This window comes from Spirosoma gilvum, assembly GCF_054776815.1.
On record NZ_BAAHBH010000003.1, the window covers coordinates 329,347 to 348,110 of the forward strand.

15 protein-coding genes are annotated in these 18,764 nt (G+C 50.1%); all 15 read left to right on the forward strand.

The annotated features are described in order from the left end of the window. Window positions 1-8 precede the first annotated feature (8 nt). The 15 genes from ACYVFD_RS09635 to ACYVFD_RS09705 all read left to right on the forward strand — a co-directional run bounded on the left by ACYVFD_RS09635 (window position 9) and on the right by ACYVFD_RS09705 (window position 18,605). Window positions 9-401: a nuclear transport factor 2 family protein gene (locus ACYVFD_RS09635; protein WP_461089721.1), complete on the forward strand. Its 393-nt coding sequence runs from the start codon at window positions 9-11 to the stop codon at window positions 399-401. Between the two features lie 29 nt (window positions 402-430). Beyond that, window positions 431-3,310, forward strand: a complete 2,880-nt coding sequence (locus ACYVFD_RS09640; RefSeq protein ID WP_461089722.1) for a molybdopterin-dependent oxidoreductase — start codon at window positions 431-433, stop codon at window positions 3,308-3,310. Window positions 3,311-3,317: 7 nt separating this feature from the next. Next, on the forward strand, window positions 3,318-4,172 hold the full coding sequence (locus ACYVFD_RS09645; protein WP_461089723.1) for an FAD binding domain-containing protein: 855 nt from the start codon (window positions 3,318-3,320) through the stop codon (window positions 4,170-4,172). A gap of 56 nt (window positions 4,173-4,228) precedes the next feature. After that, window positions 4,229-4,567, forward strand: coding sequence for a hypothetical protein (locus ACYVFD_RS09650; protein WP_461089724.1), 339 nt, complete (start codon window positions 4,229-4,231; stop codon window positions 4,565-4,567). 38 nt (window positions 4,568-4,605) lie between these two features. Further along, on the forward strand, window positions 4,606-5,445 hold the full coding sequence (locus ACYVFD_RS09655; protein WP_461089725.1) for an MBL fold metallo-hydrolase: 840 nt from the start codon (window positions 4,606-4,608) through the stop codon (window positions 5,443-5,445). A 67-nt stretch (window positions 5,446-5,512) separates the two neighbouring features. Next, entirely contained in the window at window positions 5,513-6,271 is a 759-nt protein-coding gene (locus tag ACYVFD_RS09660) for a DJ-1/PfpI family protein (protein ID WP_461089726.1), read from the forward strand. Between the two features lie 34 nt (window positions 6,272-6,305). Continuing rightward, window positions 6,306-6,875, forward strand: a complete 570-nt coding sequence (locus ACYVFD_RS09665) for a DJ-1/PfpI family protein (RefSeq protein WP_461089727.1) — start codon at window positions 6,306-6,308, stop codon at window positions 6,873-6,875. 11 nt (window positions 6,876-6,886) lie between these two features. Further along, window positions 6,887-7,294 (forward strand): VOC family protein, encoded by a 408-nt coding sequence (locus tag ACYVFD_RS09670; RefSeq protein ID WP_461089729.1) that lies wholly within the window; start codon window positions 6,887-6,889, stop codon window positions 7,292-7,294. Between the two features lie 59 nt (window positions 7,295-7,353). Beyond that, a complete protein-coding gene (locus tag ACYVFD_RS09675) occupies window positions 7,354-9,243 on the forward strand; it encodes an AGE family epimerase/isomerase (RefSeq protein ID WP_461089730.1) in 1,890 nt (629 codons plus the stop codon). 196 nt (window positions 9,244-9,439) lie between these two features. After that, entirely contained in the window at window positions 9,440-9,778 is a 339-nt protein-coding gene (locus ACYVFD_RS09680; RefSeq protein WP_461089731.1) for an anti-sigma factor antagonist, read from the forward strand. A gap of 5 nt (window positions 9,779-9,783) precedes the next feature. Beyond that, window positions 9,784-11,901, forward strand: a complete 2,118-nt coding sequence (gene glgX, locus ACYVFD_RS09685; protein ID WP_461089732.1) for a glycogen debranching protein GlgX — start codon at window positions 9,784-9,786, stop codon at window positions 11,899-11,901. Window positions 11,902-11,941: 40 nt separating this feature from the next. Then, window positions 11,942-12,256 carry an STAS domain-containing protein gene (locus ACYVFD_RS09690; protein WP_461089733.1) on the forward strand — a complete coding sequence of 105 codons (315 nt, stop codon included), beginning with the start codon at window positions 11,942-11,944 and terminating at the stop codon, window positions 12,254-12,256. A gap of 66 nt (window positions 12,257-12,322) precedes the next feature. Beyond that, entirely contained in the window at window positions 12,323-12,748 is a 426-nt protein-coding gene (locus tag ACYVFD_RS09695) for an ATP-binding protein (RefSeq protein WP_461089734.1), read from the forward strand. Window positions 12,749-12,751: 3 nt separating this feature from the next. Next, on the forward strand, window positions 12,752-15,919 hold the full coding sequence (locus tag ACYVFD_RS09700) for an nSTAND1 domain-containing NTPase (protein WP_461089735.1): 3,168 nt from the start codon (window positions 12,752-12,754) through the stop codon (window positions 15,917-15,919). 49 nt (window positions 15,920-15,968) lie between these two features. Continuing rightward, window positions 15,969-18,605 carry a TonB-dependent receptor plug domain-containing protein gene (locus ACYVFD_RS09705; protein WP_461089736.1) on the forward strand — a complete coding sequence of 879 codons (2,637 nt, stop codon included), beginning with the start codon at window positions 15,969-15,971 and terminating at the stop codon, window positions 18,603-18,605. Window positions 18,606-18,764: the final 159 nt, after the last annotated feature.

The window sequence follows — 18,764 nt, forward strand, 5'->3', positions numbered from 1 at the left end:
TCACCACCATGACAAACGTACCCAGCACCAAACTTGGTGAGATGTATAGAGCGCATATCCAGTTTATTCTGGACAAAAACATTGAAGCGCTGCTTGACCAATATACCGACGACGCGTTGCTGATTAGCAGCTTCACCAAACAGCCCATCATTTACAAAGGGCGTGATGAGATTCGGGAGCATATGCAGGGAATTCTGGGAATCGATGGGCTGGAAACCGATATCGTATTCTGGGCAGAAACCGAAGACCCCGAAACGCTCATGATTACGGAGCAGATCACCATGAAAACAGCCGATGGCGAAAGCCACATGCGGTTTGCCGACAGCTGGGTGCTTCGCGATGGACGTATTGCGATTCATTTTGCCGGTATGGTGCAACACCCCGACGGTTCTTTAGCCTAGCCCAGTAAAGATTATCCTCCCTTAGCCCTATGAAGCTGGAACTCCTTATCAATCAGAAAACCCACCAACAAGAGGTTGAACCTCGCCTATTATTGATTGATTTTTTACGCGACTATGCCAACCTGACCGGAACCAAATGGGGCTGCGGGTCGGGTAGTTGCGGTGCCTGTACGGTATTAGTGGATGGCAAAACGACCAAGAGTTGCCAAATGCTGGCTGTTGAGGCTGAAGGTTGTGCCATTACGACGATCGAGGGTCTGGCCTCCGACACCGGACTACACCCCGTTCAGACGGCTTTCTGGGAAAATTTTGCCGTCCAAAATGGCTTTTCTACACCGGGCACTATCATGTCGGTGGTTGAATTGCTTCAGAATAATCCTGATCCCAGCGATGATGAAATTAAGCAATGGCTTCAGGGGAATCTCGCACGCGAAACGGGTTATGAGCAGGTCGTGAAAGCGGTAAAAGAAGCCGCCAAACGCTTATCAAACCAATACAGCAATGGACAGGCACCGGCTGGCCAGGGGGTGGGCGAATCGCTCAAAACCCGGAAAACGGAAGCATTCCTGACCGGCGATGCGAAGTTTATCGCCGACATGGATATGCCCAACATGGCGCACGCGGCTATCCTGCAAAGCCCGCACGCACACGCTATTATCAAATCGATTGATACCTCGGAAGCGGAAGCGATGCCGGGCGTGATTCGGGTGTTTACGGCCAAAGATACCGAGCAGGTAATGCCCATGCCCGTTATCTGGGTTCCACCCTATACCGAAAGCCACTTCCTGTCGCACCCATCGGGCATTGTGCCGGGTTCGCACCGCGTTTTTGCGACCGATAAAGTTCGCTTCGCGGGCGATCAGCTAGCGGCTGTGGTGGCCGAAACGCGTCAGCAAGCCTATGATGCACTGGCCAAAATCAAAGTCGATTACGAACCGCTTCCGGTCGTACTTGATCCCGAAGAAGCACTGAAAGAGGGCGCCCCTCAACTCCACGAATCAGTTCCTAACAACCGGATGCTGACGACCGTTTTTGGCGACAAAGCGGCTGTCGAACAGGCCATAGCGGAGGCTGAAGTTGTGGTGGAGCAGCGGATCTATAACCAGCGGATGATGCACAACACGCTGGAGGTTCGGGGTGTATTGGGCAACTTCGATACGCATACCAACCAGTATACGCTCTGGACCAATACACAGATTCCGTTTCCGCACCGCCTGCTCATATCGCTCTACGTATTGGGCATTCCGTACAATAGCCTGCGTGTGATTGTGCCAGCCATCGGGGAGAGCAACGGTTGCAAAGGCAATTTGTACCCCGACACGCCACTGGTACTCTGGATGGCTAAACAGGTCGGCCGACCCGTAAAGTGGGTCGATACGCGGGAAGGCTTCTCGCGTAACACGGCCCAATCCCGCGATCAGGTGCAGTACGGAACAATTGCCGGTACGCGGGATGGAAAAATCACCGCCCTGCGTTGCCGGGCGTTTAGTAATGTCGGGGCTTATCCGGTAATCAATGCACCGGGCCAGCCGCTACCCCTGATTGGCAGAAGCATTCCGGGGGCGTATGTGATTCCGCATGCCAGCTACGAAGTTGATGTCGTGTATACTAACAAGGTACCGACTGCGCCCATGCGCGGCTCGGGCCGGGCAGAAGCTATCTTCTTTATCGAGCGCATGATCGAAATGTTTGCCCGTGAACTGAAGATGGACCCTGCCGAAGTTCGTCGAATCAATATGGTGCAGCCCGATCAGTTTCCGTTCGATAACGGCCTTGGCTGGACCTACGACTCGGGTAACTACGAAAACCTGTTGAATCTGGCGCTGGAAAAAGCAGACTATGCCAATCTGGCCAGCATGAAAGCCGAAGCGAGTCTGCGTGGAAAATGGCTCGGGTTGGGTATTGGCTCCTATGTGGCGGTAGCGGGCGTAGGCAACTCGGCCAAAATGGGCGGAGAAGGGCTGTTGAGTGGTACCTGGGGTAGTTCGTATATTCACGTAGCACCATCGGGAGAGGTTGCCATCACAACGGGCGCTCAGCCGCACGGGCAGTCGCAGGATACAACGTTTTTGCAGGTAGCCGCTCAGGAATTACAGATTCCGGTCGATTATATCAGCCTGAAGCATTCGGATACCTCCAACCCGATCTATTACGGTCAGGCGAGCTACGGCAGCCGGTCGCTCAGTGTGGAAGGGGCCGCGGTTAAGAAAGGCTGTCAGAAAATCATCCAGAAAGCGCGTGAGTATGCCGCTTATCTGTTCAAAATGCCGATTGATCTGATTGAGTACAAAGAGGGTAAAGTGATTGGCATTCCGGCGCCCGACCAGGCGGTCATGACGCTCCAGCAGGTTGCCCTTATGCTCTGGTTTGGCTGGGATCTGCCTGAAGGGATGGACCCCGGTCTTGAAGCTACGGCCTATTTCGAACCCAAAAACTTCAATTTCCCATTCGGTACGCACATCGCTATTGTAGAGATTGATCAGGAGACGTACCAGGTCGATCTTAAGAAATACATAGCCGCCAATGATTTTGGTGTCGTGGTTAATCCGGGTGTTGTCGATGGGCAGACGTACGGTAATATCACCTTGGGGATCGGTCAGGCGCTGTCGGAAGAAGCGCAGTATGATCCAGAAACAGGTCTGGTCCTGACAACCGACCTTGATTCGTACATCATTCCCCGGGCCAGCTGGTTACCATCCATCGAGCTCTATCGTACCGAAACGCCATCGCCATCCAACCCGATTGGAGCTAAAGGAGCTGGCGACGTAAGCAATCCGCCCGTAGCACCAGCCATCGTCAACGCCATTTGCGATGCATTGGCTGAATTTGAGATCAAGCATATTGATATGCCCGTAACCCCTGAAAAACTCTGGACAATACTCCACGAGAAACAACCCTTAACCGTATAGTAATGCCATGATCGGAATTCAACTTACCTACAAAGCGCCCGAATCGCTAAAGGAAGCGTTGGACCTGATTGGCCGTGAAGGTCATCAGGTTCTTACAGCTGACCAATCGTTGATAAATGGCCTTAAAAAAGGAACACCTGCGCTTCATACATTGGTCAGTTTACGTAAAATTCCAGGACTGGCTACCATTAACGTCGAGAACAATGAACTTCGGCTGGGCACGTCGGTTTCATACAACGATCTACTGAAGCATCCGGCACTTAATCAGTACCCTATACTGGCTCAGGCACTATCGACTATTTCGGATCCGCATCTGCGGCACCATAGTGCCCTTGGCAGCACGCTGAACTACGGCGGACCTGATCATGCGTCGGTATTGGCAGCCCTGATGGCATTGGATGCTACCGCTGTTGTGTTGACCCGTGACCAGGACATCCGGCTCCCGATCCACTATTTTAGTCAGAATGGCAGCCGGGTCATGCTCCCTCAGGGTGGTTTACTGACGGGGATTGTCATTCCCAACGCAAGCTTAAAAACGGGCTTATACCTATCGCTCAAACAGCTCTCGGGTCGGCCGGCCAATCATGGAATTGCTGTAAGCATAACGCAATCGGGACGCATAATCGATCAGGCTCGGTTGGTTCTGGCCGGATTCACCGAGCAGCCCTTACGGTTAGAAAGTATAGAAGAAGCCCTGAAAGGCAACGTATTAACGCCCAATTTAATAGCTCGTGTCGTTGAGCAGTTAAAGCAGGCAAAACTGCCGATTCTGGATACCCGAGTTCCTGAAGGGTATCAACGACATCTGGCTAATGTCGTTGTCAATCGGGCCCTGACAAGCCTGGCCGAACAAGTAAAATAAGCCATTTCCTGACCAACCTATTTTCTGACTTATTCCTTCCTCTTTTTTAATCGATAATGGACAATAACGCATTTTACGAAAACCACCTGGCATTACTGGCCAACAAAGACGCGAACGAACTGGTCGAGCACGATTACCACGACGACGCACAGATGATTTTGCTGGTAGCTGATGAGCCTATCTTCGTAACGGGAAAAGATGCTCTTAAAAAGCAGCTAAGCGACTACATCGACTACATCTACCGGGGCTTTATTTCCACTGAAAAGCTGGCCATTACTGACGACAGCATTTTTCTGGAAGCTACCATCAATACCACCAATGGCCCGGCAAAAGTGTACGATGCCTTATACATGAAGGATGGGAAAATATTCCGCCATTATTCGGGTATCAAGTAATCGTAACGCAAGACCAATCATCTACAACGCCTGTTGCCATGAACCCAAGCCTTACTAATTCTGCCACCATTACCAAAGTCGAGAAAGGACCGTACACTATTCATAGCTACCTCAGCCCCGAATCGGCCGAGATGGTTTGCTCCCAGATTGTTGAAACGCCCTCCGCGTTGATGATCGTTGATGTTCAGTTGTTGAAAGAACAGGCTCAGGCCGTTAGAGACTACGCGAACAGCCTTGGCAAACCGATCAATAAGGTTCTTATCAGCCACTTCCATCCCGACCACTGGGCTGGGTGGGAGTCCTTTGCTGATGTCCCGATATGCACCCTTCCGGAAATCGTCTATGAAATTCAGAATTACGGCCAGATGGTGCTCTATAGCAAAAAACCAGCCTTTGGCGACGCGGTGACCAGCAATGTGCTCGCAGCACAACCCTTATTGGTCGAGTCGGAAACGGTGGATGGCCTGGAGATCGTCTACCACAAAAACACAGGGACAGAGTCGACCATTTCACTGATGGTAGAACTGCCTCAGCTAAATGTCCTTATCGCGCAGGATCTGGTTTACAACGGGGTTTATCCCTACATCGGCGACCGGAGCTATATCACGGGAGAGACCTGTTTCGATAACTGGATCAAGACGTTGGAAGGCGTCAAGGCGAAAGGGTATGATACCATTTTGCCCGGTCACGGCCTACCCGCCGACTCAGGCGTTTGCGATACCCTGATCGACACGCTTTCTTTCTGCAAGTCGGTCTTTGAAACCGCTGCCGATGGAGCCGAACTCAAACGTCGGATCATGGAAAAATACCCCGATTATAAAGTAGTCGATATGCTGGATTTAGCGGCCTTTTCGCTCTACAATACCAATAACGCATAAGGGTTCTCATTACCACTAGTTTCTCATTTTTAATCAATTCCGTAAACTCATTAATTTTTTGCATACCATGAGCAAGAAAGTCTTAATACTAGCTTCGAACATAGGATTGTGGGGCGAAGAACTGCAAGCACCCTGGGACGCCCTCAAACAAGCTGGCTTTGACGTAACCCTGGCAACTCCCAAAGGAATCACTCCGCTACCGCTTAAACTCAGCATGGATAAAGATTTTATTGATCCCATGCAGAACTACAATGTGAATCCGCCCGAAGTAGTGGATCGTATCAACGAAATTCTGGATTCGGGTGAATGGGATTCGCCAATCAAAGTGGAAGATGCCAAAATGGATGGCTACGACGCGCTGGTATTGGTCGGTGGTCCGGGTTCGCCACTCGATATTGTTGGAAACCCCTACGTACACCAGCTTTGCGTAGACGCGTATAAGCAGGAGAAACTGCTGGGTGCGCTCTGCTATGCAGTTGGCGCTTTCGTTTGGGCCCGCGATTCCGACACGCTGCACCGGTCAATTATTTACGGTAAGCAGGTTGTTGCGCACCCCCGCGAATGGGATTTCACTGGATTAATGGACTATCCGCTGGTCCGTACTACGGACGAAAATGCAGGGACTAACCTGGTAACCCAGGGTTTTGTATTCCCATTGCAGGTGATCGTGGAAGATGCTGTTGGACCAATGGGCAAGGTATATTCTGACCCAACGGCCAATCGCGAAAAGCCTCAGGTTGCCTACGATCACCCATTCGTGACAGCGCTGTCGGTTGAATCATCAATTGCTTTTGGGAAGCAGCTCGTAGAGGCCCTTTCTGCCTAATCGGTTTACGTACTGACTTATTAAAACGATCACCATGAAACTAAGTGGCAAGAAGATCGGGATCCTTCTGGAAAGCGACTACTACGAAAACGAAATCTTTTACTATAAGTACCGCTTTCCGGAAGAAGGGGCAGATCTGCACTTCCTGACCCGGCTGTGGGGACAGGAGCGAATCACCTTTCACGGGCACGAATACAAAGTGCCCATGGAATGCTGGGAGAGTTTCGAAAACATGAGCGACGAAGAGCTGCGAAGCTATTCGGCCATCATTGTCCCTTCGGGTATGGTATCGGACCGCCTTCGGTATACCGAGGATGTGACAAAAATTCCACCCGCCACGGAGTTCCTGAAACGGGTGTTTGCCGAAAAGTCCATTCTGAAAGGAATTATCTGTCATGGCTTATGGCTTACCGCTCCTGCTACTGAACTGGTGAAAGGTCGTCCGTTGGTTTGCCATAACAACCTGATTGGTGATGCCAAAGCCTATGGCGCGATCTATACCAACGAAGACGTGGTGGTCGATGGCGATCTGGTGACAGGACGTTCGGGAGGCCATGCCCATTTGTTTGCTAAAAAGATTATTGAGCTTCTATCCACACCTTAACTGGCCAACCGATGGTTTTTTCGCACATAGCGCTTTCCTGTGCTGATCCTGCCCTGACGGAGCAGTTTTATCACGATCATTTTGGTTTTCGCCGGGCTCGTACCATTCCGTTGGGAGAGGGGGCCGAAATCGTTTTTCTGAAAAATGATCAGTCTGTCTATCTGGAGTTATTCCAGGCCGACGCTGAGCATCCAGGTTTCCCGGCAGCTACGAACGATGGCCCTCACTACAGTGGTATACGACACCTGGCGTTTCAGGTCGACGACGTCGATCAGGTGCTTGAGCAGATGGGTAGTGCCGCTCAAATTACGCTCGGGCCGCTGGATTTTAGTGCGTTCATTTCCGGCTGGAAAACGGTCTGGATCAAAGATCCTGATGGCAACATCGTAGAAATAAGCCAGGGCTATACAGACGAATAGGGATTGTGTCCTTCCTCTTTTCAAGTATGATTTTAACCTTATAACCAAAAACAGCATTCATGGAAACTGATACACAAAACGTAGCCACTGGCGATAAAGGACTGCCTACCGTTGGCCCCAGCATGCGTATTAATTTTTCATTTTCGGATACCATTTCGGGGTACATTACCGAATTTTTCCCGACTGAAAAAGCATTTACGCTCACCACGTCAGATGGCCGTCTGTTTAAATTATACCTGATCACCTCTACGTATGCTCGTTCCGTCCGGAATCTGAACGAACCCTATCAGGATGCTACGGGCCTAATGTTTGAAATGCTGTCGCAGAAGGGCCAGTATGTACACGCGTATGGATCTTTCTATCCTAGTGAAGATCAAGTGGAGCCAATCTTCGAAGTACAGTGGATGGTATTCCCAGGTCAGCAGCCATTGCAGTACCGCCACGAAAACCAGGACTGGTGGATTAATCAGATTTCGTCGATCGCTTCGAGCTACCTGAAATGGCAGTTTAACCACCCCGAAGAGCCGATCGATTACGCCAACTATCGGACCATGCTGCACCTGGCCGGTGCCAAAAAAGGCGACTACCTGCAGGAAACCGATACCATTTCCCGGATGGTTTATGGCTTTGCGTCGGCTTATATGCTTACTGGTAACGATGCATTCCTGGAAGGGGCCGAAAAAGGAACCGAATACCTCCGCGAGCACATGCGGTTTTTCGATCAGGATGCGAACCTGGTTTACTGGTACCACGGTGTAAAAGTAGATGGAGCCAAAGAAACCAAATTGCTGACCTCCGAATTCGGCGATGATTATTATTCCATCCCGATGTATGAACAGATCTACGCGCTGGCAGGGCCTACCCAGACCTACCGGATTACGGGCGACAAAAAGATCATGTTCGACATCGAAAAAACCATCGACCTATTCGAAACCTATTTCAAAGACAACGAACAGGGCGGGTATTTCTCGCACATCGATCCCATCGGGCTCGATCCCCGCGATGCCAGCCTGGAGCATAACCGTGCCCGCAAAAACTGGAACTCGGTGGGCGACCATGCGCCGGCTTACCTGATTAACCTGTATCTGGCCACGGGCGAAGAAAAGTACGCCGATTTCCTGGAATACACCTTCGATACCATCACCAAATATTTCCCTGATTACGAAAACAGCCCCTTCGTGCAGGAGAAATTCATGGAAGACTGGAGCAAAGACCAGACCTGGGGCTGGCAGCAAAACCGGGCGGTTGTCGGGCACAACCTCAAAATTGCCTGGAACCTGATGCGCATGCAGTCGCTGCGGCCGAAGCAGGAATACCTCGATTTCGCCAAGAAAATTGCCGAGATCATGCCCGAAGCTGGCTCCGACCAGCAGCGGGGTGGTTGGTACGACGTGGTCGAACGGGTCATAAAGCCTGGCTACAAGCGGCACCAGTTTGTATGGCACGACCGTAAAGCCTGGTGGCAGCAGGAACAGGCTATTCTGGCCTACATGATTCTGCACGGTCTGCTCGACGACAAAGAATACGAAAAGCAGGCCCGTGAAGCGGCATCGTTCTACAACGCGTTCTTCCTCGATACCGATGATGGTGGGGTGTACTTCAACGTGTTTGCCAACGGGATGCCTTATCTGATGGGTACTGAGCGCTTGAAAGGTAGCCACTCCATGAGCGCCTACCACAGCACAGAGCTTTGCTACCTGTCGGCAGTATATACCAACCTGCTGATTACCAAGCAACCTACCTATTTCTATTTCAAGCCATATCCAGATTCGTTCAAGAACAATACGCTGTATGTGTCGCCTGATATTCTGCCCAAAGGTAGTGTTGTCATCAGCGAATGTTACATCGACGACGCTCCTTACAGTGATTTCGACGCCGAGGCTCTGACCGTGAAACTTCCCGATACCGACAAGCAGGTTCGGGTGAAGGTTTTATTGTCGCCGGTTTAATAGCCGATGCTTTTTAGAAACCCCTGACTGTCCGAACAGAAGGGTATAGGTTTTTAAAAAGACATCTGATACAATCATTCCGATCAGGATTTACAACGAGTTAGTACCGTAGGAGTCCTGATCGGATGCTTGGAAAGTATGTTGCGGTTTCACGCGCTTATTATTCTGCTAACCACTTATTTTAATTTCCCTAGGCATGAATGTAACGTCTAGTACGGTTGAGTCCATTACTATCCTTGAGGCCACCGGCAGTATCGACAGCAAAACCGCTCCCGAGTTTGAGCGAATGGCTCTGACAGCTATTCAGGGACAAAGTGAAGTACTCCTTGATCTGACCAATGTAGATTTTTTGTCCAGTGCCGGTTTGCGGGTGCTCCTGATGATTTATCGCCAAGTGAAAGCCAAAAACGGTAAGGTTGTGCTGGTAGGCACCTCCGAAGAAATTCTGGACATTATGGCCAATACAGGATTCCTGTCATTCTTCCTGACGGCGGCCACACTCGAAGAAGGTATTGCCACCCTTAAAGCTGCCTAACTGCTATGCTCGACTCTCGTATTGATTATTACCCGACACACGAACACGATGGTATTAAGTTTCGGCGAGGGCATGCGTTGCCCTTTGGCGCAACGATGGTAGCAGGTGGTGTAAACTTCAGCATTTATTCCAGTGCCGCTACCGACTGTACGCTCGTGTTGTTTGAGCGCGGAGCCGAGAAGCCGTACGCCGAAATACCGTTTCCCGATGAATTTCGGATTGGCAATGTGTATTGCATGACGGTGTTTGACCTGGACTACGAACGGCTTGAATACGGTTATCGGATGGATGGACCGTATAATCCGGCTGTGGGTTGGCGGTTCAATAAATCGGTTATCCTGAGTGACCCGTATGCCAAGGTGATTGGTGGGCGCGACACCTGGTTGAGCAAGCCTGACTGGAATAACGTATATCAGTACCGTTCGAGATTGGCTTTTGAGGATTTCGACTGGGAGCACGACCATCCGCTCGAAACACCCATCGAAGATCTTATCATTTATGAAATGCACGTGCGGGGGTTCACCCAGCATGAGTCCTCGGGGGTGAAAAACCCTGGTACGTTCAGTGCTATTCGGGCAAAAATTCCTTACCTGAAAGAACTGGGAATTAACTGTATTGAGTTGCTGCCTATTTACGAGTTTGATGAGTGGGAAAACAGCCGTCCTAGCCCCGTAACGGGTGAGCCTCTTGTAAACTATTGGGGGTATAGTACGGTCAACTTTTTCTCGCCCAAAGCCGCCTATGCCGCTACCGGAAAGTTTGGGATGCAGGTCGATGAGCTGAAAACCCTCATCAAAGACCTGCACAAAAACGGTATAGAGGTTATGCTCGATGTGGTGTTCAACCACACGGCCGAAGGCGATCAGCGTGGACCTACGATTTCGTTCCGGGGTATCGACAACAAAACGTACTACATGCTCACGCCCGAAGGGTATTATTTCAACTTCTCAGGTACGGGCAACACGCTGAACTGTAACAACCCCGTTGTTCGGAATATGGTACTCGATTGCCTGCGCTACTGGGCTGCCGAATACCATATCGATGGTTTCCGCTTCGATTTGGCCGCTATTCTGGGTCGTTCGCCAGACGGAAGCCCACTGAGCAACCCACCGCTGCTGGAATCATTGGCCCACGATCCGGTACTGGCCAAGTGTAAGCTCATTGCCGAAGCCTGGGATGCCGGTGGATTGTACCAGGTAGGCTCATTCCCGGCCTATGGGCGTTGGGCCGAATGGAACGGTAAGTACCGCGATAGCGTGCGTAAATTCCTGAAAAGCGATCCTGGCGAAGTAGGTGGCATGATGCAGCGGGTGCTGGGTTCTCCAGATCTGTACAGTCAGCGTGGTCCATCGGCCAGCATCAACTTCGTGACCTGCCATGATGGATTTACACTGTATGATATGTTTTCCTACAACCAGAAGCATAACGAAGCCAATGGCGAGGACAACAACGACGGCGCTAACGACAATAATTCGTGGAACTGCGGCTGGGAAGGTCCAACCGACGATCCGGCTATTAATTTCCTGCGGCACAAGCAGATCAAGAATGCATTGGCTATTCTGATGGTGAGCCAGGGCATACCCATGCTTTTGATGGGCGATGAAGTAGGACGAACTCAAAAAGGAAACAACAACACCTATTGTCAGGATAACGATCTGAACTGGTTCAACTGGACGCAACTGGATACCAATGCCGACATCTATAATTTTTCGCGGCATATTATCCACTTCCGGCGGATGCACCCTGTGTTGCGTAGTCCGGTACACTTCCAGTTCTGGGATTCAATGAAGAGTGGTTTCCCCGATGTCAGTTTTCATGGAACACATGCCTGGAGTGCCGATCACTCGGCATCGAGTCGGGCGTTTGCGTTTATGCTCGATGGCAGCCATGCCAAGCAGGGTATCGTAAAAGACGACATGGTGTATGTAGCCATGAATATGTACTGGAAAGGCCTTCATTTTGAATTGCCACAACTACCGTCCGAGAAGAAGTGGTACCTCTTTGTGAATACCGATATGCCTGCCCCCGGCGACATTTATGAGAATGGAAAGGAAGACCTGCTGGGCAACCAATCGAGCTTCCTGGTTGGCGGACGCAGTGTGGTTATCCTGATTGGTAAGTAAAACCCTATCCCTTTTTTCACTTTCAAAACGTAGTATCATCATGAGTTTCAACATACTGGCAGAAGCCAAAAAAATTGGAAAGATTACCCTGGTTGGTGAAATTGATTCGCTCTCGGCACGGGAGTTTCAGAAAGAAGTTGAACGGCTGGCTGCCTCGCCCCTCGACGATCTGGTCCTGCTGGTCGAAAACCTCACATTCATCTCATCGGCGGGCCTGCGGGTGCTGATTTTTGCCAAACAAAAAATTGGCTCGCACCTGAATATCTACATCGTAAAACCCGCTGAGTCGGTGGTTGACACCCTTGAAAAAACGGGTCTTCAGCATAGCGTCAATATTGTGGATCACTACTTATAACGTCGGGCCTGTCTGGCTCGGTCATATAAGTTTTTGAGATTGGTATAACTTCTTAAGGATAACCGCATGGAGCGTACACTATTTCCAGGGACACTCGATTCACTTGATGGCATTCGGCAGGTTGTCAAAGAAAATGCAGAACAGGCTGGTTTATCCAAAAAAGCCGCGTACAATCTCATGTTGGCGATTGATGAAATAGCGACCAACATTATTGTACACGGCTACGAAGAAAATGGTATGACTGGCCCCATTGATCTCCTGACTGAACAGGCCGATGGGCATCTGACGGTTATTCTGGAGGACGAGGCCCCGCAATTTGATCCATTACAGCGCGACAAGTTGACAGACGAATTCTTGTCGAAACCGCTCGAAGAACGACCAATTGGCGGGATGGGTATACACCTGGCCATTAAAGCGGTTGATACCTACCAATATGAATGGGGTAACCAACGAAACCGGAATGTTTTCACAATGAAGGTGGAACCGAAGTAAGGTTTGGAAGCTACCAACGGAGATATTATGGTTGACGCGTACAACAAAGTCAATTACACAAATCCTTTTCCGGGCTTGAGAAGTTTCGAGCGCGAGGATGCGTATTTGTTCTTCGGCCGCGACAATCAGATTCGGGAACTTAAGGGAAAACTGGCTGATTCTCGTTTTCTGGCTATTATTGGCTCATCAGGTAGTGGTAAATCGTCGCTGGTAAAGGCTGGACTTGTGCCCCTGCTGGTGAACAAAACACTACCTGATGCCGAAGAATGGCTCATCAGCTATTTTAATCCAGAGGCTACGCCAATCCTTAACGTCGCCCGCGCTTTACACCAGACACTCAGTGAGCGCAACCGGATGTTTGCCAGTCGGTTTTCGGTCGAATCGGTCGAAACGCTACTGGTCAATAATCCGCAGGAGCTCATGACCTGGTGCCAGGGGGCGAACCTGTTGTTCATCATCGATCAGTTTGAGGAGCTATTCAGGTATCAGCAACTGGAAAATAAGCCCGAACAGGTAACCCAGTTTATTAATCTGCTGCTGGAACTGACGCGCTGGCAAACCTACCCGGTCTATGCGGTGCTAACCATGCGCTCCGATTACCTGGACAAGTGTACCGACTACGAGGGCTTGACAGAAGCCATTAATCATGGCTCTTACCTGCTCCCCAAAATGAACCGGGAGGAAATCCGGCAGGCTATTGTCACACCGATCAATGTGATGGGCGCTTCCATCTCGGAAGACTTGACCGTGCAATTGCTGGATGACCTCGGTGCCCGAACGGACCAGCTTCCCATTTTGCAGCATGCCCTGATGCGGACCTGGAACCACTGGCAACAGAACCGAAAAATGAGCATACCGATTGGTATGAATGATTATCGGGCTATCGGTGGCATGAGCAAGGCAATCACGATCCATGCCGAAGAGGTATTCCAGAGCCTGCCCGATGAGAAAAGCCAGCGGGCTACCGAGCGACTGTTTAAGGCTTTGCTGGTACTCAACGAGGGGAATGAAGGCGTCATCATGCCCGCTCCCGTCAAAACGTTCAGCGAGCTGTCGGGAGTGCCTCTTTACCTGCTCATTGATGTATTAAACAAGTTTCGTGACCCCGAGGTCGCGTTCTTAACACCGCCAACATCGATCCAGGCTAGCCCGGATCTGATTGTCGACATCTCGCACGAGCGCATTCTGCACCTTTGGGAGCGGCTGGAAGGCTGGATGAATGAAGAGGTAGAATCGGCGAAGTTTTATCGACAGCTCAGTACGTCCGCTACCTTATACCATGAGGGCAAAACAGGGCTATGGGTAAATCCTGAGTTGCAGATTGGGTTGAAATGGCTGGCCGATCATCGACCTACACAGGCTTGGGCCAACCGCTATGATCCTTACCTGGAACGGGCGATTAATTTTCTGGAATACAGCCGGAATCAATACGAATTTGAGATCCAGAACAAGGAAGATCGCCAGCGTAACGAACTTCGTCGGACTCGTTTTTTCGCGTTGTTTCTAGGGGCCAGTGCGGGCGTTTCGCTGTTGTTTCTGCTCATATCGGCTGTGTTGCGCACGCAGGCGCAACAAAGTGCTACTGAAGCCCTCAATGAGAAAAAACAGGCCTTGATTCAGAGTAGTCGGGCCGAAGAACAGACGCGTGAAGCCATTACGCAAAAGAAAATTGCAGAGCAGCAGGAAATTATCGCTGAACAGCAAAAGCGACTGACCGACGAGCAGCGTTTGATTGCCCTGCGCGAAAAAAAGAATGCCGACGATCAGCGGATTATTGCGGTAGATGCCCAGCATAATGCTGAAGAGCAGCAACGGCTGGCCGTTGCTGCCCAGAAGAACGCCGAGCAGCAACGAACTGTGGCTGAAGGGGCTCAGAAAAATGCCGAAATACAAAAGAATCTGGCCCAGGCTGCTCAGACCGTTGCCGAAACGCAGAAACATGCCGCCGAGGTAGCGCAGAAATATGCCGAGCAGCAGCGCGGAAAAGCCGTTGCCCGGACCCTGGCCATTCAGTCGTTTCAAATGACAGATAATGGCCAGGACGACTTGCATGCCTTGCTGGCGTTGGAAGCCTACCGGTTAAATCTGAAAAACGGAGGGCAATCGGATAACCCTGACATTTTTAATGCGCTTTCGAAAGCAACGAATGTCCAGAATGCTATGCGTCGGCATACCGACATTGTTCGATCGATTGCCTTACAGGAAGATTTAGTGGCATCGGGAAGCGATGATGGAACGGTAAAACTATGGCCATATGATAACCCATCTCAGACTGTTCGATCCTTGGGAATACCGACCAGAGAACCTGATGGCATACGAGCCATATTGTTTGTCAACGACGGTAAACAACTGATTGGAGCTAGTGAAAAAGGTATGCTTTATCGCTGGAATGTCAGTCAGGCTGATTTGCCCTTTCAGGTGAAAGCTCATAAAAATCCTGTTCTGTCGTTACAGCTTATTCCGGGCAGTAGCAATCTGGTTTCTGTAACCGGCAGTGGAGCTATACGAACCTGGCGTTCAACGGCCACAGGTATCGATTCGCTTCAGCATGTACAGGTGAATTTCCCATTCTATAGTTCTCGACTGACACCCGACGGGAAATACTTGTACTGCGGCTCCCGCAATGGGCAGATTGTGCGGTTTGCGATGGCCGATCTGAAGCAGAAGCCGGAAGTGATCAGTCGGGCTGAGTTTGGGAATCGGGTTACGGCGCTCGCGTTTAGTCCCGATGGAAGCCGACTGGTTACGGGGAATGCCGCAGGGTTGGTGTATAGCTGGAAACTGAGCGGAGGAGAGCCTGAAACGAGCGGTACCCAGTTGTCGGGTCGGCACCAATCGACCGTAAACGATATTGCTTTTACACCCAATGGAAAACTGCTGGCTACCTGTAGCTCGGATTGGTCGATCCATATCTGGGATTATAGTGCGCTTTCACCCCAGCTTCAACCCATTGTGATCAACGATTTCGACTCCTGGGTGATGGCGATCCGCTTTACCAGTGATGGCCGACGGCTGGCCGCTTGTGGAGCCGATAAAACCGTTCGGATTCGAAATGTCGATACCGATGATCTATACGCCGAGTTAAGCCGCAAAGTAAAACGGTCCCTAACCCTTGACGAGTGGACTAAATACATCGGCAAGGATATTCCCTACGAACCTTTTAAACCTTAACCATTCGCTTATTCATCAACGAAGAACTTGATCTTTAGAAGTCTTTATCATGATTCACGCGCATCAATATCGTCTAATTTTTATGGTATTTCTGGGGCTGATGTGGTTTTCCGCACGGGCTCAGGTGAACTGTGATGAGCTGGTTGCGATTCCGGAAGCTGAGAAGAAATACGCCACCGGAAATTTCGACGATGTGGTCTCGATTCTGATGCCTTGTGCCGAAAAAGGCTTTAGTGAAAATGGGCGTATACAGGCCTTCAAAATTTTGTCGATGACCTACCTGGCTATCGACTCTCTCCAGCAGAGTTCACGATTTATTAATCAGTTACTATCGCTTAATCCGCGTTACGAAGCCGATTTTAGCGCCCCGCCCCGGTATAAGGCGTTGGTTCAGCAGGTTCGGGATTCGCAGGAACAGATTGTTCAGGTAACGTCGGTGTCGAAAAAGGCTGAAAATATTTTATACGTACCCGCTACGGTTATTGCGTTGACGAGCAAGGACTTTGCCGAACGGGGGTATCAGAGTCTCGAACAGGTTTTGCACGATTTGCCTGGGTTTGATATCATCAAAGGCAATGGGCCTGGCTATTCTTATTTCTACCAGCGTGGCTATCGTTCCATCGCCAACGACCGGACACTCATGCTCATCGACGGGGTAGAAGAGAACGATTTAGCATCGAGTAATATTCCCATCTCGCGCCAGTATGCGCTGTCTGATATTGATCGGATTGAGGTGATTTATGGACCCGCTTCTACCATGTACGGAGCAAACGCTTTTATGGGGGTTATTAACATCATCACCAAGAGTTTTCGAAACCTGACGGGACCAGCCCGGCAACTCCGATTTACTGGACAGGCCCGAGCCGGTTCGCTAAATACCCAATATTTCGATGGGGTACTGACCGCAAAAACACCCGATGTGGCCGTGTCGTTGACGGCCCGGTATTTTCGGTCTGATGAACTAAATTTGAGCACATATCCTGAGTGGAATTTTGACGCTCGCACGGCGGCCGATTACACCAATCAGCTCAATATAAGCGGAACGGATGCATCCGGAAATTACCTGGCACAGCAGTACATCAACAAAACAAGACTGACAACGCTGTTCCCCAATAGCAGCCTGTACAATGTCAGTTACGCACCCAGTGGAGCCGCTTCAGCACTTCAGTTAACACCGGCAGGCGCCCAACGAGCCGCTACGCTGGATAATAACCTGTTTGGCAATAAGCTTAATGGATCGCCGGTTGGGTTTAGCGATGGATCGGTGAATTGGCTGGTTCGGGCTAAACTGGAATTTAAAGACCTGACTATTTCGCTGCTCAACTGGAAAACCAACGAAGGAGCAGTGCCCTGGTATGGTAATAAGTCATCGATTGCTTCGGGCAACGGGCCGCGCTGGATTACCAACGACATGGCTTTTTCGATTACCTATAATAAGTACATCAGCGATAAGTTTCAGTTGATGAACATTACGTCGTTTCTGCTCCATAAAATAGATGGGAACACAAACCTCGTAACCTACAATGGGTACTATAATAATAAACTTGGGCTACTTGAATTAGCCAAAGATTCGATGTCGAGGGCAACCACAACGTATAATTATCGAATCTCGAATCAGTTACGAAACGAATTGCGGCTTTTCTGGACGCCTGCACCGAATCTGGAGGTGAACAGCGGAATTGAGTTCCGGAGTGGTTTGATTCAGGGCAATTACATCACATCGTCGAAACCCCAGGCCGATGAGACAGGGGTGATCAGTACAGCCTCTGGCTCGGTACTGGGTGGGAACAACTTTCAGACGTTCGATTTCAGCATTTATTCACAAGCTACGTATCGGCCCTATACCAATCTGCGGATTGTGGCCGGGGGGCGGATCGACAATGATAAGATTCGAACGTATGGGGGGTATGGTACCGTAGCAAATCCTCGCTTGGCGGCTATTTATAATGAGGGGAAATGGATTTTTAAAGGTATCTATGCTACTGCGTTCAAAGATGCTTCGTTCCTGCAGAAATACGCAACGACGGTTACCCGTAGCTTATCCAATCCTACGCTTCAGCCCGAACGGGTAAAGAATCTGGAGTTCAGCGCACACTATCAATTCAATAAAGCCCTGGCCATGTCGGTAGTAGGTTACATGGCCCGCTACAGCAATGCCGTGGGTACAGTCGTGGTATCGCTCGAAACAGGTGGCAATACGCAACAGTTTCAGGGGGTAGGCAGTCGCCAGATTTGGGGTATTCAGGGCGAGGGTAGCTATAAGGCCAGCCGATTCAATGCGTGGTGGAACTTCACCTATACGAACCCAATCGACCTGAGCGACAACGAACGGCTTAGCGACATTGCTGACTACATGGTCAACGCCGGGGGGAATTATGAGATAACCAAGAAGCTGGCCCTTTATGTGTCAGGCAATTACGTAAGTGCCCGCAAGTCGGGAGTTGGTACCGCAGGAAGCAATAACCCCATTGATCGCTTCGATCCTTATCTGCTGGTAAACGCCAATCTGACCTACCAAAACGTAATCAATGGCCTGTCGATTCAACTGTCGGCCAACAACGCACTCAATAAAGAATATTTCGTACCGGGTATCCGTGAAGCTGATAATACGACCTATGTGTCGAGGTTCCCACAAGAGCGTCGATTACTGTCAATCGGGTTGTACTATACACTAAATACGAAGTAAATGAATAATGCATAATGGATAATGCATAATGAAGAATGAAGAATGTGCTATGTTAACTATATGATAGTGAGGTTGATGCGTTGGAATTATTCATTATCCATTTATCATTATCCATTGTCCATTATTCCGCTAGCTAACCTCAATAACCGAAAAACCCAA

Coding starts and splice junctions, on each gene's coding strand:
- ACYVFD_RS09635 (WP_461089721.1), top strand. CDS start 9: ATGACAAACGTACCCAGCACCAAACTTGGTGAGATGTATAGAGCGCAT.
- ACYVFD_RS09640 (WP_461089722.1), top strand. CDS start 431: ATGAAGCTGGAACTCCTTATCAATCAGAAAACCCACCAACAAGAGGTT.
- ACYVFD_RS09645 (WP_461089723.1), top strand. CDS start 3,318: ATGATCGGAATTCAACTTACCTACAAAGCGCCCGAATCGCTAAAGGAA.
- ACYVFD_RS09650 (WP_461089724.1), top strand. CDS start 4,229: ATGGACAATAACGCATTTTACGAAAACCACCTGGCATTACTGGCCAAC.
- ACYVFD_RS09655 (WP_461089725.1), top strand. CDS start 4,606: ATGAACCCAAGCCTTACTAATTCTGCCACCATTACCAAAGTCGAGAAA.
- ACYVFD_RS09660 (WP_461089726.1), top strand. CDS start 5,513: ATGAGCAAGAAAGTCTTAATACTAGCTTCGAACATAGGATTGTGGGGC.
- ACYVFD_RS09665 (WP_461089727.1), top strand. CDS start 6,306: ATGAAACTAAGTGGCAAGAAGATCGGGATCCTTCTGGAAAGCGACTAC.
- ACYVFD_RS09670 (WP_461089729.1), top strand. CDS start 6,887: ATGGTTTTTTCGCACATAGCGCTTTCCTGTGCTGATCCTGCCCTGACG.
- ACYVFD_RS09675 (WP_461089730.1), top strand. CDS start 7,354: ATGGAAACTGATACACAAAACGTAGCCACTGGCGATAAAGGACTGCCT.
- ACYVFD_RS09680 (WP_461089731.1), top strand. CDS start 9,440: ATGAATGTAACGTCTAGTACGGTTGAGTCCATTACTATCCTTGAGGCC.
- glgX (WP_461089732.1), top strand. CDS start 9,784: ATGCTCGACTCTCGTATTGATTATTACCCGACACACGAACACGATGGT.
- ACYVFD_RS09690 (WP_461089733.1), top strand. CDS start 11,942: ATGAGTTTCAACATACTGGCAGAAGCCAAAAAAATTGGAAAGATTACC.
- ACYVFD_RS09695 (WP_461089734.1), top strand. CDS start 12,323: ATGGAGCGTACACTATTTCCAGGGACACTCGATTCACTTGATGGCATT.
- ACYVFD_RS09705 (WP_461089736.1), top strand. CDS start 15,969: ATGATTCACGCGCATCAATATCGTCTAATTTTTATGGTATTTCTGGGG.